This is a genomic window from Comamonas sp. B-9 (genome assembly GCF_000410635.1).
Classification (GTDB): domain Bacteria; phylum Pseudomonadota; class Gammaproteobacteria; order Burkholderiales; family Burkholderiaceae_C; genus Comamonas.
Genome location: NZ_KE148636.1, coordinates 20,780 through 36,366, shown reverse-complemented (window position 1 = coordinate 36,366; position 15,587 = coordinate 20,780). Strand labels below are relative to the sequence as shown.

Sequence of the window (15,587 nt, the reverse complement as noted above, 5' to 3'; positions counted from 1 at the left end):
CCAGCGTTGAGGACGGCACGCATTCGCACAACCTGCCGCAGCAAGCACCAGCGTGTTCGCCAGCTCCGTCCATTGCGGCGGGGCGCTGGCCGGGCCGATCCGGCATCGACGGTTCGGCGGCATCGAGGGGCGCCAAGCTCGCGCGGCGGGGATGGGCCTTGCGCCGATCCCCCGGAGGCAAGCGCAGCGCGCAGCGCCGCAGGCGCGAAGGCGTGAGTGGATTGAAGCCGAATGGCCGTGACAGCGAAGTCGGCACGGGGCGCAGCCCGAAAGCCCGGCGGCGCTACGCGCCGACACGCCCAGGCCGTTCTATATTTTGAGCAGGGAACGCAGAACACCATGACCATCCAGCTACGACACGAAACCACGAACGACATTGCCGCTATCGAGGCCGTGACCATTGCCGCCTTCGCCGATGCGCCGCACACCAGCCACACGGAGCAATTCATCGTGCGTGCATTGCGCGACGCTAGCGAACTGACGCTTTCCATCGTGGCCGAAGAACACGGCCAGGTCGTCGGCCATGTGGCTCTGTCGCCGGTGACTATCACCAACGACCACGGCCACAAGGCCAAAGGCTGGTGCGGCCTGGGGCCGATCTCCGTCCTGCCGCAGAGGCAGGGGCACGGCATCGGCTCGCGCCTGATGGAACAGGCGCTGTCTGAACTGCGGGCCATGCAGGCCGAAGGCTGTGTGCTGCTCGGAGAGCCCGCGTACTACGGGCGCTTTGGCTTCCAGGCCCATGCGGGCCTGCAACTGCCGGGCGTGCCGCCCGGCTATTTTCTCGCACTGGCCTTCCATGGGCCAGTGCCCGAAGGCATCGCGCAGTACAGCGATGCCTTCAACGCCGCCGCCTGAGTGCCAGTGAAGGCGGCGGCGTAATGCCCCGGCTATTCGGCTTCAACACCGGGCGCGGCCACCGCCGCGCCCGGATTATGCGTTTCACCGCGCCCAGGGCGGAACGGCCTGGGCGCGGTGCTGACGATGATCATTCCTTCGTTTCGATGATCCACCACACGGCACGCGGCAAGGCGCGGCCCGTGATGGGATGTATGTCGGTGAGGTCAGCGCGGGCCGACCAGCCCGAGGGCGGTCGGTAGCCGCGCACGTCGCCATCGCCGTGCCAGCGGCGGGCGCGCACCGTGCCGGGTGCATAGACCGCCGCCATGCGCGGGCGGTTGGTGGTGGTGCGGGTCATGGGGGCTTCTCCTTGCAGCGAAGCGCCCCGGTCGAAGCCGGGGCGCTTGCCTTCGGCGTGGGTCAAGCGGCCAGCGCCTCGGCGGGTTCATCCGCCATTGCCTCGGCATCCTCCGGGGCGTCCTGCTCCGGGCCTGCCTCCTGCGCGCTTTCCTTCACTGCCTGCTGCGGGCCTTCGACCTTAAAGATGGCAGGCATCCAACCCGCGCCATCGGCCAGCCGCTCGGCTTCGCTGGCAATGTCGGCCTTCTTCAGCTTCGCCAGCCGGGAAACCTGATCGGGCGCGTACTCGCCCACGGCTTGCAGAACTGCCGCCTTCGGAACGTGCTTGAAATACCCCTCGGCGGTCGGCTGCCACCATGCGGCCATGTCGAGGCCCACGGCCTGCGCCAGTTCCTCGCCGGGCTGGTGCGGTGTGGCGCGAGGCGTCACCACGTCCACCGTGGAAGCCACGCACACGGCCAGCAGCTTGACCAGTTCGCCTTGCTCCATCGCCAGCAGCGCGGCAAACAGTTCGGCGCTGTCCTCGGGCAGCTTGCCGCTCCACGCCTGCTGCAATTCACGCAGCGCCACAGCGGCGGGTGACTCGGGCCAGTCCGGGGCCATGCCGTCCAGCCGGTCTTGGACTTTCAGGCTCACGCCCAGCGGCAGGTCGCGCCCGTAGTAGCGGCCCTGCAAGACGGTCTGCACCATGCCATGCACCAGCGCGGCCACCGCCACCTGCGGATGCCGGGCCACCTCGATTTGCAGCGCGGCGGTGCGATGGGCGCTCAGGCGCTGGGCCAGTCGGTCGGAAATCGCTGCTGCCTTGGGCGGCTCGTCGTCCTCGCCTTCGTCATCGTTCGCGGCATCTGGGTCGCTGAACCCTTGGCGCAGCTTCTCCAGTGTGCGCAGTGCCTTGGCCTCGGCCTCGCGCAGCAGTCCGCGATGAATCACCACCTCGCCGTTGCGGCCGATGGTGACGATGGCCCCGGCTGCGGCCTTCACGTTCGCGCCGTACCCCTGCAAGCCGTCTTCCAGCGCCTGCAACTGCTCGCCCAGCCGCTCGCCTTCCTCTTGCAGCGCATCGGCCTTGTCCTCGTCGTCGGCGTCCGTCGCGGCATCAATGGCTTCGGCCACCTCCTGCATCTTGGCTTGCAGCCTCTCGATGCGCTGTGCTTCGCGCTTGTTCGGCTCGCGGCGCTCCCTCGGCGCACGCTGGAAGGCGTGCAGATCGGCAGGGGTCACGCCCGGCGTGGCATCAGCCCAAGCCCAGCCCTCGGCCTTCACCTCTGCGGCGATGCCCGCCAGCTTGTCTTGCGCCAGTCGTTCCAGCAGCGCGGCGTCGGTCAGGTACACGCCTGCATCGCCCTCCGCGAACAGGTCGCGGCGGATGCCGCCGCCCGCCTGCTCGTAGGTGTCCAGCCCGACGAAGCGCACCAGCGGATGCCGGTAGGCGTCAATCTCGCGCTCCGTCAGACGTTCGCGCAAGTGCGAGGGTTGGCGCTGCCATTGCGGCGCATCGTAGAACGCGCATTCCTGCGCGGCGTGGTCGTCGGTGATGGAGAGCGCCATCAGCTGATCGAGGCTCACGGCATCGGCCCGGTAGTCCTCCATCAAACGCGGCGAGACATTGGCGAGCTTCAAGCGGCGCTGCACCACCAGCGGCGTAACGGAGAAATCCGCCGCAATGTCCTCAATCGGTCGGCCTTCGGCCACCAGCGCGGCGAAGGCTTCAAACTGGTCTGCTGGGTGCATGGCTTCGCGCTGCACGTTCTCGGTCAGGCTGGCGGTGCGGGCCGTGCCATCGGCCACCTGCAGGCAAGGCACGTCCCAATCCTTGGCGATACGGTGCTTCTTTGCCAGCAGCTTGAGGGCCGCAAAGCGTCGGCCACCTGCCACCACCTCGTAATGCAGGTCATCGGCGGCGGGAATCACGATCAGGTTTTGCAGCAGGCCCACGCGCTGAATGCTCGCGGCCAGCTCGGGGATGGACATGCGCGGGACGGTCTTGCGCACGTTGCGGCCCGTGGGGCGCAGCCCCAGCCGCGACAGCCGAACCAGAATCATGTGCTTGCTCGGGTCGGCGGCTTGCAGCACGTTTGCGCGGCTGTCGAGGGCTTGAGCTTCGGTGTAAGTAACGGCGTTCATGGTGAATCTCCAATCAAGTGAAACAAGGGAATGGAGGGGAAACCGCCCCTCCGGCGGGGAACACGTCAGAGGGGGTCAGGCCTTGAGGGCGCGCATGCCATCGGCCAGCAGCCACAGGGCGGGGTTCAGGCGAATGTCCGAATCAATGCCCTGCACGGGGCGGGTCTGCTGTCTGCGGCCATTGGCGGCGCGGCCATGCAATCCGCCCTTGGTCAGGTTCTCCTGCGTGCGGTTGAACACGCTCCACAGGTCGGGGCGGCGGTCGTCGAAGCGGCGCGGCATCAGGATTTGCGATTCCGTGACGGGCGCGGGCTTGGTTGGGTCGTCGTACTTGAGGGCCAGCGCGGCGCGGGCGAACACTTCCGATTCCCCGGCATCCAGCGTGATGGCCTGCATGGATTCGCGCGATTCCTGCGCATGCTCGAAGCCGCTCAGCACCTGATAGGCGCCCTCGATGACATGGCCCGCCACGTCGCCCTTGTGGGGCACGCGCACATCGCCCACGGTGTCGCCGCAGACAAGGCCATTGCTGCAAACGAAGCGGAACATGCCACCCAGTAATTGATAGCTGCTCGTGCCGTCGTGCGAGTTCAGCAGGATGATTTCATTGGCTTCGCGGGCGTTGATCTGGTTGGCGTGGCGCAGGCGCAGCATGTGTTTCGTGTGCTCGCGCCGGCCCTCGTTGCGAACGCGGGTCTGGCACACCATGAAGGGCTGAAACCCCTCTTTGCGAAGCTCGGTCAGCACGGCGGCGGTGGGGATGTAGCTGTACCGCTCGGAACGGCTTTCATGGGGGGCATCCGCGAAGATGGACGGGGCCACGCGGCGGATCTGGTCATCGGACAGCGGGGAGTCGCTGCGCAATGCGGGGGAATGGGAAGCGAAGCGGGATGCGAGTTGCATGGTCTTTCTCCTGAACAAAAAGGCTGTTGAAGAAAACCGCACACCGGATTCCAAGATTCGAAGCCCAGCCTTTCGGCTGTTCGGTGCGGGCGGCGCGAGGAACCCGGTTGTCCCTGTTTCCACCGTCTTTCCTGAGTTCATCGCCCGCGACGAAAGGGAGCGCGCGGACGGGGGCCGTCAAGGAAACAAGCGCAGGGTGGGGCGGCCCGCAGGCGCAGCCGAGGACACGGACCCGCGCGCCTTGACGGCACACGGCCGCGGGCTACAGTCGCGGACAAGGTGATGAAGTCAGGGAAGAGGACTGGACATGGCAACGGCCATCCCACAAGCCGACCGCACGGCAAGCGAAGCGCGCAGGCTCGAAGCTGGAAGCCGGGCCGGAGGCGTCAGCCGAACGGAGTGAGGGAACGATCGAAGCCCGAAGGGGGCGAGACGCCGCAGGCGGCTCGATGCGCTAGCACGAGAGCGCGACCGGCCATCTCCCAGGTGGCCGGGGACGCCCACATGACTTCAATGAAATCCCCGTGGACAGCTACCCACCCAGCCATCGGCAAAATGGCAATGGCATGGACATACGAGCCCTACAAGACGATGAACTGATGGCCCAGGCCCGAGACTGGCGGCAACGGGCACTGCGCGGCGAGAAGGACGCACGCGGCCTCGCGCACGAACTGGAATGCGAAGTGCGCCGGCGCTTCCCCAGGAACAATGCGCCCCATGCACTGCCGCCGATCCAATTGCTCGGCGCCGTGCCGCAAACACCCCAGCGGCGCTGGAAGCCCTGGTAAGCACCGGCTCAAAGGCAGCCCGCCCGCATGACTGCGCCACGGCCGATCGGCGCTGATCCCGAAATCCCCCCGAAATAGCGCGAATTTCGAGTGGCCCGGTCACGGGCCAATGCCTACCGTGGAATCTCCACCTTCTGGAGAACCACCATGAGCGATCCCATGCAACCCGGAACGCCTGCGCCTGGAGCAGAAGGGCCTGGCATCTTTCTGCCGACCCTCATCTGGACCACCGACCGCAAGACGGTAGGCAACGAGATGCAGCGCCTGCTGGGACGGCGCGCACAGCTCAACGTCCTGCTGTCCGCCTCCGAAGAAACGGACGACGGCACCACCTGGTACGCAATGGCCCAGGCCACGCTGAACCAGCTGGACTGCGATATCGAACGTCTCTTCGAGTGGCTGGGCGACTACGAACCCGACACACCCACGCCCGAAGTGCCATCGTAATGTCCGGCATGAAGGGAGCGATCCGGCACCAGCCGGTTCGCTGCGCGAGAGGGGCGCCAAGCCTGCGCGGCGGGGATAGCCCGCAGGGCTTTCCCCTGGAGGCAAGCGCAGCGCGTAGCGCCCCGCCAGGGGCGCGAAGGCATCAGGCCGGGTCGTCGGGGCGCAGGCTGGCTTCCGACACCGGCATCCACGGCGATGACGAGTCCAGCAGGTAGCGCGCACCGCGCGCGTACAGGCCCGAAAGTCCGCTGGGACGATAAAACCCGGTGACGCGGCACCGGAACTGTGCGCCAAACCCGTTGGTATAGATCACCGCGTCGCCGAGCGCAAAGCGCAAGGGCTGGCCGTTCTCCGGTGGGAACGGCTTGAACGCATCATGCTCTGCCGTGATTTCGAGGATGTAGTCGTGGTGGCTGCTCATGGCCTTGACCTCCTGAAATGATTGAGAACGCTCAGGAGCGCCTTGCGGCGCCCCAGAACCAGGTCAGACAACGACACGCCCCGCCAGCCGCGCATCGCGCGCATAGGCGCTCAGCCGCTTCTCGGCACGAAAGTGCAGATCCCGCTCTACCGGCAAGCCCAGCCGCCCGCGCACGGTCGCCAGTTCGGAAAAACTGACCCAGCCGATTTCCGGCATCCCTAGGCCCAGGTCGCAAAGACCGAAGGCGTGATCGTGGTCATCGGGATCAATCTCGGTCAGCAGCCAGGTCGCGCCGGCATCCGGCGTGAACAGCTTGACCACTGGGGCCGGATCGAAGTCCGGGTTCTCCAAGGATTCGCGGCCGTTGGCCAGCAGCACGATGCGCTGCTCGTCCGTGATGAATGCGTGGTTCATGGTGAACTCCTGTAAGGTTACCGGGCGGAATTGCCCAGCCCTTGCAGGGCACGGCGCAGCGCAAGCAGTCAAAGATCGAAGACGGCCGCCAGGCCGCAAGCGCCGAAGGTGCGCAGTCATTGACGGCGAGCACGCCGTGGCACGATGAAGGGAACAGCAAGCCGCCACACCTCACCACGCAGCCACCCCGGTATTGACAAGCGTAGCGCGCAGGTCCGAAGCGTCAGTCCAGATCAGAGCGTCCGGGCTTGAAGCCGGATGACTGCGATTCGGCACGAAGCTCGGGGCGCAGCCCATGAGCCCGACGAAGGAACGTCGGGATGCAGGCCAAGTTGTCAGCAGGCAGTTGAAAAGTGGTGCTGGCCTTCAGGCGCTGTCAATTTTCTTGATCTTCCGGATACGCCGCCTGGGGAATCGGCACCCAGCCATCGCGGGTGATGCCTGCCCCGATGCGTATGTTCTGGCTTTCAGTTGCCGCCCAGTGCCCACCCCGGTGCAATACGGCGCGAATCACCGACTTCCGCGGATGATCCTCATCCGCCTTGGCAGAACTGCATATGGCATTCCAATGGTGCTTGTCCGGCATACTGTTCAACCGTGGGCCGAGCAGTTGATCCAAGACTTCGGTCGAAACGTTGTGTCGCCCGCCGTGATGGGGCACTTGGAAATACCGAATACCTGGCAGCGCGAGTCCCACGAAAGGTGCGTAGTCGATCACCTCCTGCAGTGCTTCACGCCCGGCATCGCCAGTAAGCATGACGCGATGACCGTTCAAGACAGCCGACTGCACCACACTCATTTCATTCTCACGACTGGTCGGCTCAGGCGGGAAATATTCCTCGCCCCACAGGGACTTGATGTAGGCGGTCGCGGCCTTCACTGCCCGGAATATGCTGCTCAGCGCGCTATCAAAAGCACTTTCTTCGACAGCTTCCGGTGTCTTCGCGGAGTCCACGATCAGGTCCAAGTAGCGCCCCAGGGTAGGTGCCATGACCGCGAACGGACCGATGCTCTGCCCCTGAAGGGGGGCATGGATTGGAATTCCCTTCTCCACCGCAATATCCTCAAGAATTGCCGTGGCATCGTAGATTGAGCGCAACTTCCGTCGCAGGGCTTCAACCGATTCATAGGTCTCAAAGCGATCGATCAACTGGTCCGCGTATATCCACGGCCGGTTGATCCAAAGATTCCTGACCGTGCATTGCTCCAGGACTTTTCGTAGTCCGTTGGCGTGATCGCGATCTGGGTGCGTGAGGATCACATGGTCGATGACTGTTGTTCCATAGTACGTCTTCAGATGCTCGACTATCTGATCACCCGTATCCAGATACCCACCGTCAACAACGTGCACGCCCTCGGTGCCATTCACCGAGTAGCGCAGCGTGATCGCGTCCCCGCTTTTCGCTGTTTCGACGCCAAGAAAGTCGATCTCGAAGTAGTCAGCCATACATCCCTCTTGTTTTATGCCAACAAAGTGCCGGTGGCTTTGCACCTACCAGCGATCCACCGCACACGTGAGTCCTGTCGGAGTCCATACCAACGACACGGCCGGAAGGCCGCCAGCATCCTCGGCGATGCCGCGCAATGTATTTCGGTCGATACCCGAATGTGCGCCGCCTTTCGGGTGGCTGTGCCACGTTCCTATAAAGGCGAGATACCCCAAAGAGGCCGCGTTTGCGGCGCGCAAATTTTGAACAAGCCCGTTGGTTCCGAGGACGAAGCGGGCGGCCTCTCGAACACTGTCAGGCGGTGCCTCAACAAGGCCTGCAATGGTGATGGTTCGATTTTCAAACGAGATGCGGCCGATCAAGGCGCCGCCTGTTTCCAGAGCACCCCAGCGCAGCGCATCAGCATGGATTGCTTGCGCAACTGGGGACAGGACCCGAATGTTCCAGCCACCATCGTCTGCGACTTCAAGCGCAGTGGTCGGGCCAAGGCTGGCGCGGGTCCATGCCATTCCAAGGCCTTCGGCATCTGAGATTCCGGCGCAAAGCGTCGCTTCCTTCGGAAGCCCATCAACGAGCCATCGTTCCAGTTGCAGGCCGGCCAGTGACGTCGACCGCGAAACAACGGCGTCAGACATAGGCATCGTCAGCGAATGACAGTTGTCACCCACGAAAATCCGAGTCGGCTCAGACGTCTCGCCGGCAATCGACGCACGCAGTTCCGGTGCAAACCGGCAGCACTCGAACAAGAACGCCGTGAGGTCGTCAACTCGGCCGGCACGGCCAGCTCCTTCGAGCAATACCGCCACACAGCGCCCCTGACCATACATCGCGATCCGTGCCAATCGGGCTGGGGATTGATCCAACGCTGCCGATTGTGTTTCTGCAGCCAGCACCTGAAGTGACGCCGTCGCATCCACGATGAGGGCCGCATCCTGCGGAACGGTTGCCGCAAACTGTTCCGGATCGACCAAAAGAGTCACTGCGTCGGTGTCGAACGCTCGCGATTGAAGATGCGACAGCGATTCAAAGGCTGTCTTCATCAGCGCCGACTTCCGAGGCGGAACCAGAACTGATGCCCGCTCAATGAGTGCATGCCGCGCGGCGTTGTGAGGCGACATGGGTTCGTTGTCGACGAAAGTCATCGAACCAAAGCCCGCTCGCCCCAGTTGCATCGCGACTTTCGATCCCACGCTTCCGCAGCCGAGCACGACCAGCGGCTGTGATGTGGCTGCGTATGGAATGCCGGACGTCCTTGCCAGCAGTTCAGGAGACAACGCATGCGCGTGAAAGGCCGGGTGAACCGTGGCGTTACGCTCCAGGAGCGATTGAGCGTTGAGTTCATAGCGCACCACATAGGGCAATACCTCGACACTCCTCCCTGGCGAGCCCACAAGCGACGCTGGCCTTTGCACAGCCAGAATCACAATCGCGTACAAACCATGCACCCAGCCATGCGAGTCCTGTCGCATATCCAGGATTGAGCGTCCGAAATAACCGTCCACTTCCTGGGCCAAAGCGTCGCGATCAATACCAAGCTCCGCTGCTCGATCGAGCAGCGTCGCGAGATCGACAACTGTCTCTGGTTGATAGCGTCCGATCACATGCGGGAGGCCGTCGGTCATCGGAGCGCGCGCGATGAAGGCCGCGGCATGGCCGTTCCCCCATTTGCCCAGCTTGTCGTTGTGAACATCCTGATAAAACACAGGATCGACTTGTGCGGTCAGTTCGGCGTTGATGATGGCGTACAGACCGCCATCGATCGTCACGTAGCCTGCGGGAACCACCAGAATCGTGCCGTCAGCGGGAGCGGCGGCCGCGACCTTCTCGGCACTGAATACAACGGTCGAAGGACAGCTGTCTCGGCGCGTTGGTTCCCACCCCTGCTCCAGGTCCAGGAGTGTTCCGGCCGCGGCCTTGTGCAGCCAGTCGATCAACTGATCGACAACGGCGTCCAGGCCAAACCGATGCAGCAGCTCGTTCAACGACCCTTCGAATAGGCACGGCGAGACTAACTCGCCTTGGCGATGGGGGTTGATGTGCGGCAAGTTGAGCGGGAAGTCCGCACGTAAGAAGGGCTCGGGTGCAGACAGGGGCCAGTCACTACCGAATACCAGCACGCACGTCTCGACGGTGCGCACTCCGGTCTCAGAGATACCATTGCGCCGAGACCTGTTCGGCAGTTGGACCGCAACATCGACTTCAATCTCCGTCGATGCACCAGTTGTCCTTGGCTCGCCAACGCGGATAAGGCCTCGATGCCGCTGAAGTTGATGCAGTGCGTCTGCGATGGTGCCCGTCATGATGCTCCGTGCGGCATGGGGGTGCGCGCAGAGGTCACCACGGCAGCGGCCTTCGATCCGGACTCCTTCTTCGAGGGAGGTTGCACACCCTGAGCGGTTACGGTGAAAACGAGCGGTTCCACGGACTTTTCGCTGGGGTACTCGCCTGTGCAGTAGAACTCGCCTTTTGCTTCGTCCACGATCGTCACGTACTCACGCTTCGCACGGATGCAGGGCGGATCGCTGTCATCATCTGCAATCGGCTTGCAGCTGGCGACGATGACGGCGCCGTCACGGGTCTGCGAAAGCGCCTTGCGAGCATCAGCATCGAGCTTGGCTTTTTCACGGTAGTCGGACCAGCTGTCATAGGACAGCGAATGCCAGGAACAATGATGAGGCGCCTGCATGATGTCGTACTCAAGCACATCTGCTTCAGCCTTGTGGCGTTGCCACTGGCGGTTCCAGATGAACACCTCAGCATCGCCACCAGTAAGGAATTTCGCACCATCCGGCGTCTGCGCGTCAGCCGCCAACGTGATGTTCAGAATAACGCTGGACTGGTTCTTGACCAGGCACTCTTCCTCTTCCTCGTCATCCTGGGCGTCCAGTGGAGCCAAAAGAAACGCAGAAAAGAATGCGGAACTCTTGCCATTGATCGTTGAAAAGCGCGTGTCCACCTTCCGCACAATCGAAGTGAGATCATCGGTTTTTCCGTCGATGTCCTCGCCCATGATCTGAATGCGGTCACCGTTCCCGACGGCGAAATTCTTGTCACGGTTCAGTTGCACGCGCCGACGCGCCTCCGTGTTGAATGCCTTGGCGTCGTCGCTCAAGGTGTGCGTCTTGCTGGCGCGTCGAAACACGATCGGGGACGACCACATCTCGCGGATCACGATTTTCTTGTCCTTGTCGTCCTTCTTGTCGTCCGGGTACTTGTCGAGTGGCCCTAGGTAGAAGTGTCGCTTCAACCCTCGGCAATGGTCTTGATCCGGGTGGCTCAGCAGGAACGCATCGACATACGGCCTGCCGTTCTCATCCTTCTTCAGTCGTTCGCGCAAATCCTTGGCGACATCGCGCGCCTCCCCGTCAGGGTCGTCGGCGTCTTGCCTGATGTTTACGTCGATCAGCAGAGTCGTCGCGTCGAGATCGCCGAACTTGATGAGGGTCATGTCCCCGTTGTCGACGGGAAAAAACGTGATGGTTGTAGGCACTGGGGTCTCCGGGTAGACGACCGAAGGATGATCGCGTATAGTTAATGTACGACGATTTTTTATATCCGTCTACTTTTTAGGCGTGACTGATGCAAAAACCTTCCGTTCCTGCCGCCGAACCTGCTGAGCCTAAGGGGCTAAGTTGGGGGCTGGAGAGCAGACTTCAATTCATCGATTTCCGTCTGCGCTGGGAGCGGCGCATCAACCGGATGGATCTCACCGAGCACTTTGGTATTTCGGTCCCGCAGGCATCGCTGGACATTTCCAAGTACATGGAGTTGGCGCCGAGCAACCTGACTTACGACCGCAGCTCCAAGACCTACACGGCAGCGCAGAGTTTTCACCCGCTTTACCAACGAAGCTCGGCGCAACGCTATCTAGCAGAACTGCTAGCGACAAAGATGGGAATTGTCGAGCCGACGGCCAGCTTCATCGGCTCCGCGCCGGAGACAGATTGGGCCCCGTCCCCTTGGCGCACGATCAATGAGCAGACCGTCGAAGCAGTGGTGCGCGCAATCCGCCAGCAGGAATCCATTCTGGTGAGCTACCAGTCCATGACGTCGTTGGATGAATCGGTTCGCTTGCTGTCTCCCCACGCCCTTGGCAATGACGGTTTTCGCTGGCACATGCGCGCGTTTTGCCACAAGCGCCAGCGCTTCAGCGATTTCGTCCTTGCTCGAATCCTGCGCATCGATGGCTTCGAGGCGACCCAAGTGGACTCCAACCAAGATTCGCATTGGCAAACTGTATTGACGCTGGTACTTGCACCGCATCCCGATTTGCCTGCAGCCAAGAAACGAGTCTTAGAGTTGGACTACGGCATGGAAGATGGAGAGGTCAAACTTCCATGCCGCCAAGCGTTTCTGTACTACACGCTGAGACGTTTGGGTTTGCATACCAAGGAAGCACCAGACCCCCTCGCACAGCAGATCACGCTAAAAAACCGCGATGAAATCCAACCCTATATCGACGCCTTGGCGGCACAGGCCTGACTTCACATGACAACAATTTTTGAACTGGTCAAAGACCCCTACGAGCGCAAGGCACGTGTTATCCCTGGCCTTCTTGTGGCCTTACCCGTGCTGGTGCCGCTGTTGTGCGTCTACGGGGCTCGGCACCCTGTGCTTACAGGTGTGATCGGCCTGCTGGGCGGCTGCGGCGCTATCTATGCACTCGCGAGCGTAGCGCGCGGACGTGGTAAAAAACTTGAAGAGATGCTGGTCTCAAAATGGGGTGGCATGCCCACGACCATCGCACTACGCCACCGCGACAAGTTCCTTGATGGTGTCAGCAAGCAGCGTTATCACACGGCGATCACTGCCAAGTTGGGTATCGCCATGCCAACGGCAGAAGAAGAATCAGCAAACCCAGACAAGGCAGACGACATCTACATCGGTGCCACTAAGCGGCTTCGCGAACTCACGCGTTCCAACAAGCAGCTCTTGCTGAAAGAGAACATCGCCTATGGATTTCATCGCAACATGCTGGCGATGAAGCCTGTCGGTATCCTGTCGTGCCTCATGGGCGTCGTCTACGGATTGTTGATTGCAAAGATTTTGCAGGTAGCACCTCTCCAATTTGACTTGGTGCACCTTGCCGATCCAGGGCTTGCCGCAGGCTTGACATTGCTCATTTCGCTGGCGCTACTTGCCGCATGGCTACTGTATTTCGATCAGGACGCAGTAAGGCGGATGGGATTCGTCTATGCGGAACGTTTGTTTGAATGTTTGCCGTCGTTGCCTTCTTCCTCCTCACGGAAGAAAGCCGTAAAACCGACTACAGACTGAGGTTCTGCCCAATCTCCAAACAGGCGTATAGCTCCGCAGGTGTGTCTACCGCTTCCACGTCTTGGGACGAATCGTTCCGCGAGACTCCAGCAAGAGCCGCGTGCTTTCCAGTTCCTTTTGCAGCACATCGGTATCCGGCAGAACCATCCGGTAGTTCGCCGCCATGACCTTGGTGGGTAAGCCCTCCAGCGCATACCGCGCCAGGGCGAGCCCCTTGTCGGCACAAAGAATCAGCCCCACCGGCGGGTTCTCCTCGGGATAGGCCCAGTGTTCCTTGGCATAGTTGCAGTACATGTGCATCTGGCCCACGTCCGCATGCGTCAGACTCCCCAGCTTCAGGTCGATGATGACCAGGCAGCGTAACTTGCGATGGAACAGCAGCAAGTCCACCCGATACCAGGTCTGGTCGATGCGCAAGCGCCGCTGCCGTCCAATGAAGGTGAACCCTTCACCCAATTCGAGCAGGAAGTCTTCCAGCCGCCGGATCAAGGCGGCCTCCAGATCGGACTCCGAATACTCGTCCTTGAGGTCGAGGAACTCCAGCACATAGGGGTCTTTGATGGCATCGCCGGGCGCGACGGCATCTTCGGGCTTGGCCACCGCGCCCTTGGCCAGCATCGCCGCCTTGTTTTTCGACAGCGCCGTGCGCTCGTAGAACTGGCTGCCGATCTGCCGATCCAACTGGCGCACGCTCCAGCCGCCGCGCAAGGCCTCGGCTTCATAGAACTGGCGCGCATGCTCGTCCTTGACCGACAACAGCCGCACATAGGCCGACCACGGCAGCGTGAAGACCTGCGCCAGCTCGTCCAGCCGCCAAGGCCGCACTGGCTCCGGGGAAGATTCGCCAGACACTGTCTGGCGAATTGGCCGGGTCAGAAAAAACGACCGCATCTGCTGCAGGTTCTGACGGCTGAAGCCACGGCCGAACTGCTGGGTGAGGTCGCTTGCCAGCCGCTCGATCAACTGCTCGCCATAACCCGCGCGCCGCTTGCCCTGTTGCTCGGCCTCCACGATGCGGCGGCCAATCTCCCAGTAGCTGGCCGTCATCAGCGCATTGACGCTGCGCGCTGCCGTCTGGCGCGCGGCATCGAGCAGATCCACGATGCCGCCGTGGATGCCGGCGTAGCCGGCAGGCACGGCGGCGGGTGCGACTCCCGCCATCGCAGGCGCCTTCTTGGTCATGCAGCCACCTCCGCAGGCCGCTGCGCCTCGGTGATCGTCTTGCGCCGGTTCGCCACCAGCTCGGCCGCCTTGCGCACCGGATCGTCCTCGGTGTGGACGTAGCGCATGAACATCGCCACGGTCTTGTGCGCCGTCAGCGCCATGCCGACCTTGACCGGGATGCCCGAGTTGGCAATGTCGGTCGCGGAGCGGTGGCGGATGCCATGCGTGCCGACGTGCGTGGCGCCCGCCGCCTTGAGGGCGCGGCTCCAGCCGCCGTAATACTCGCCCGTGGTCAGGTGCTTGCCGGGATGGCTTGGAGACGGCAGCACATAGGGAGTGCCTTCCTGCCGTGGCGCCGTCGAGAGCAGTCGATAGGCTTCCTCGCTCATGGGCTTGGACATGCCGCCCGTCTTGCTGTCCGGCCAGACCACGCGGCGGTTGTCCAGGTCCACCCAATCCCATCGGAGCGTCACGATTTCGGAGCGGCGGCCGGCGAACTCGAATTGAAGGCGGATCGCCAGCGGGATGACGTAGTTCTCCAGACCCTCGGCTTCGATGTGCTCCAGTCGCCGAAACAGCTTGCCCATGTCCTCGTCGCTGATGAGGTGGGTGGCCTTGCCGTTGGGGTACATCGGGACGTGGCGGCAGGGGTTGGTGCCGTCAGGCCGGTGGCCCCACACCTCGGCCAGGTTGAACATCTTGCGCATCACGCTGAAAGCACGGTTGGCCTCGGCCGGCTTGTGCGCCATCTTCTTCATCGCCGTGGCCACGTCCGGGCGCTTCACGTCCTGGACCTTCAAACGGCCCAGCATCGGAACGATGCAGCGGTCGATGACGGCCTGATACCCGCGCTGGGTGCTGGGCTTGTTGCGCTGCTTGGAGTAATCCTCCATGAACTTGGTACACAGCTCCTTGACCGTGGGGGCTGAACGGGCGGCGGCCTTGGCCGCGCTGGGGTCGCCGCCCCGGCGCACCTCGGCCAGCCATTCCTGGGCCAGCGAGCGGGCCTGCTCGACGGTCAGTTCCCCGTACAGGCCCAGGGCGGGCTTGCGCCGCTCGCCAGCGTTCGTGCGGTACTGGAGCATGAACACCTTGCGGCCCGCTGGTGTAACCTTGCACAGGAAGCCGGGCACCAGCGTGTCCCGGAGTTCGACGGCCTGCGCCTGGGGTTGTGCCGCATCGACTGCGGACTTGGTGAGCTTGAGTTTTGCCACGATGACTCCTCGGAAAGACCCGATTCCCAAGAGCCATGTAGGGGCCATCAGAGGGGAAGCCGGGTCAGGTTTCGGAAAGCACCGGCATATGTTGGACTCGCCTAAGTTATTGATAAACCTGCTGTATCGGGCTTCGGCGTAGTCCAGCAAAGTTCGGTGCTGGAGTCATGGTGAAATGAAAAAA

Annotated in this window: 15 protein-coding genes; 5 read left to right on the top strand and 10 right to left on the bottom strand. The window is 62.6% G+C overall.

Going from position 1 to position 15,587, the window contains the following annotated elements:
- Positions 1-339: 339 nt before the first annotated feature.
- Entirely contained in the window at positions 340-858 is a 519-nt protein-coding gene (locus H928_RS0118900; protein ID WP_011517543.1) for a GNAT family N-acetyltransferase, read from the top strand.
- Between the two features lie 130 nt (positions 859-988).
- Here H928_RS0118900 and H928_RS0118895 read toward each other — a convergent pair whose 3' ends face one another.
- From H928_RS0118895 to H928_RS0118885, 3 genes are all read right to left on the bottom strand, one after another.
- A complete protein-coding gene (locus tag H928_RS0118895; RefSeq protein ID WP_003056207.1) occupies positions 989-1,198 on the bottom strand; it encodes a hypothetical protein in 210 nt (69 codons plus the stop codon).
- 62 nt (positions 1,199-1,260) lie between these two features.
- Positions 1,261-3,327, bottom strand: coding sequence for a ParB/RepB/Spo0J family partition protein (locus H928_RS0118890; protein ID WP_021027906.1), 2,067 nt, complete (start codon positions 3,325-3,327; stop codon positions 1,261-1,263).
- A gap of 75 nt (positions 3,328-3,402) precedes the next feature.
- Positions 3,403-4,230 (bottom strand): DUF932 domain-containing protein, encoded by an 828-nt coding sequence (locus H928_RS0118885; RefSeq protein WP_021027905.1) that lies wholly within the window; start codon positions 4,228-4,230, stop codon positions 3,403-3,405.
- 524 nt (positions 4,231-4,754) lie between these two features.
- On the opposite strand from H928_RS0118885, the gene H928_RS31010 reads away from it, so the two are divergent.
- Both H928_RS31010 and H928_RS0118870 read left to right on the top strand, forming a co-directional pair.
- On the top strand, positions 4,755-5,018 hold the full coding sequence (locus H928_RS31010) for a hypothetical protein (protein ID WP_012204589.1): 264 nt from the start codon (positions 4,755-4,757) through the stop codon (positions 5,016-5,018).
- A 147-nt stretch (positions 5,019-5,165) separates the two neighbouring features.
- Complete coding sequence (locus H928_RS0118870) at positions 5,166-5,465, top strand: hypothetical protein (RefSeq protein ID WP_003056213.1); 300 nt, start codon at positions 5,166-5,168, stop codon at positions 5,463-5,465.
- Positions 5,466-5,607: 142 nt separating this feature from the next.
- Here the strand turns inward: H928_RS0118870 and H928_RS0118865 are convergent, their stop codons facing one another.
- From H928_RS0118865 to H928_RS0118845, 5 genes are all read right to left on the bottom strand, one after another.
- Positions 5,608-5,886: a hypothetical protein gene (locus H928_RS0118865; protein ID WP_021027902.1), complete on the bottom strand. Its 279-nt coding sequence runs from the start codon at positions 5,884-5,886 to the stop codon at positions 5,608-5,610.
- A 63-nt stretch (positions 5,887-5,949) separates the two neighbouring features.
- Positions 5,950-6,300, bottom strand: coding sequence for a DUF2958 domain-containing protein (locus tag H928_RS0118860; RefSeq protein WP_012204591.1), 351 nt, complete (start codon positions 6,298-6,300; stop codon positions 5,950-5,952).
- Between the two features lie 376 nt (positions 6,301-6,676).
- The gene (locus H928_RS0118855; RefSeq protein ID WP_003056219.1) at positions 6,677-7,747 is read right to left on the bottom strand and encodes a hypothetical protein; all 1,071 of its coding nucleotides are present in this window, start codon (positions 7,745-7,747) and stop codon (positions 6,677-6,679) included.
- A gap of 45 nt (positions 7,748-7,792) precedes the next feature.
- Complete coding sequence (locus H928_RS0118850) at positions 7,793-10,048, bottom strand: Mov34/MPN/PAD-1 family protein (protein ID WP_011517546.1); 2,256 nt, start codon at positions 10,046-10,048, stop codon at positions 7,793-7,795.
- Complete coding sequence (locus H928_RS0118845; protein ID WP_003056221.1) at positions 10,045-11,238, bottom strand: hypothetical protein; 1,194 nt, start codon at positions 11,236-11,238, stop codon at positions 10,045-10,047. Before H928_RS0118845 ends, H928_RS0118850 begins: the two co-directional genes overlap by 4 nt.
- Positions 11,239-11,327: 89 nt before the next feature.
- On the opposite strand from H928_RS0118845, the gene H928_RS0118840 reads away from it, so the two are divergent.
- Together H928_RS0118840 and H928_RS0118835 are read left to right on the top strand one after the other, a co-directional pair.
- Positions 11,328-12,230 (top strand): WYL domain-containing protein, encoded by a 903-nt coding sequence (locus H928_RS0118840; RefSeq protein ID WP_003056222.1) that lies wholly within the window; start codon positions 11,328-11,330, stop codon positions 12,228-12,230.
- Positions 12,231-12,236: 6 nt separating this feature from the next.
- Positions 12,237-13,025 carry a hypothetical protein gene (locus H928_RS0118835; protein WP_003056223.1) on the top strand — a complete coding sequence of 263 codons (789 nt, stop codon included), beginning with the start codon at positions 12,237-12,239 and terminating at the stop codon, positions 13,023-13,025.
- A gap of 45 nt (positions 13,026-13,070) precedes the next feature.
- Here H928_RS0118835 and H928_RS0118830 read toward each other — a convergent pair whose 3' ends face one another.
- Both H928_RS0118830 and H928_RS0118825 read right to left on the bottom strand, forming a co-directional pair.
- A complete protein-coding gene (locus tag H928_RS0118830; RefSeq protein WP_003056224.1) occupies positions 13,071-14,207 on the bottom strand; it encodes a YhcG family protein in 1,137 nt (378 codons plus the stop codon).
- Positions 14,204-15,403 (bottom strand): site-specific integrase, encoded by a 1,200-nt coding sequence (locus tag H928_RS0118825; protein ID WP_003056225.1) that lies wholly within the window; start codon positions 15,401-15,403, stop codon positions 14,204-14,206. The genes H928_RS0118830 and H928_RS0118825 overlap by 4 nt, the downstream gene beginning before the upstream one ends.
- Between the last annotated feature and the right edge of the window lie 184 nt (positions 15,404-15,587).

Excerpts from the sequence above, each read along its gene's own strand:
- H928_RS0118890 (WP_021027906.1), bottom strand. The coding sequence starts at position 3,327 with ATGAACGCCGTTACTTACACCGAAGCTCAAGCCCTCGACAGCCGCGCA.
- H928_RS0118895 (WP_003056207.1), bottom strand. The coding sequence starts at position 1,198 with ATGACCCGCACCACCACCAACCGCCCGCGCATGGCGGCGGTCTATGCA.
- H928_RS0118855 (WP_003056219.1), bottom strand. The coding sequence starts at position 7,747 with ATGGCTGACTACTTCGAGATCGACTTTCTTGGCGTCGAAACAGCGAAA.
- H928_RS0118885 (WP_021027905.1), bottom strand. The coding sequence starts at position 4,230 with ATGCAACTCGCATCCCGCTTCGCTTCCCATTCCCCCGCATTGCGCAGC.
- H928_RS0118850 (WP_011517546.1), bottom strand. The coding sequence starts at position 10,048 with ATGACGGGCACCATCGCAGACGCACTGCATCAACTTCAGCGGCATCGA.
- H928_RS0118835 (WP_003056223.1), top strand. The coding sequence starts at position 12,237 with ATGACAACAATTTTTGAACTGGTCAAAGACCCCTACGAGCGCAAGGCA.
- H928_RS0118900 (WP_011517543.1), top strand. The coding sequence starts at position 340 with ATGACCATCCAGCTACGACACGAAACCACGAACGACATTGCCGCTATC.
- H928_RS0118865 (WP_021027902.1), bottom strand. The coding sequence starts at position 5,886 with ATGAGCAGCCACCACGACTACATCCTCGAAATCACGGCAGAGCATGAT.
- H928_RS0118860 (WP_012204591.1), bottom strand. The coding sequence starts at position 6,300 with ATGAACCACGCATTCATCACGGACGAGCAGCGCATCGTGCTGCTGGCC.
- H928_RS0118870 (WP_003056213.1), top strand. The coding sequence starts at position 5,166 with ATGAGCGATCCCATGCAACCCGGAACGCCTGCGCCTGGAGCAGAAGGG.
- H928_RS0118830 (WP_003056224.1), bottom strand. The coding sequence starts at position 14,207 with ATGACCAAGAAGGCGCCTGCGATGGCGGGAGTCGCACCCGCCGCCGTG.
- H928_RS0118840 (WP_003056222.1), top strand. The coding sequence starts at position 11,328 with ATGCAAAAACCTTCCGTTCCTGCCGCCGAACCTGCTGAGCCTAAGGGG.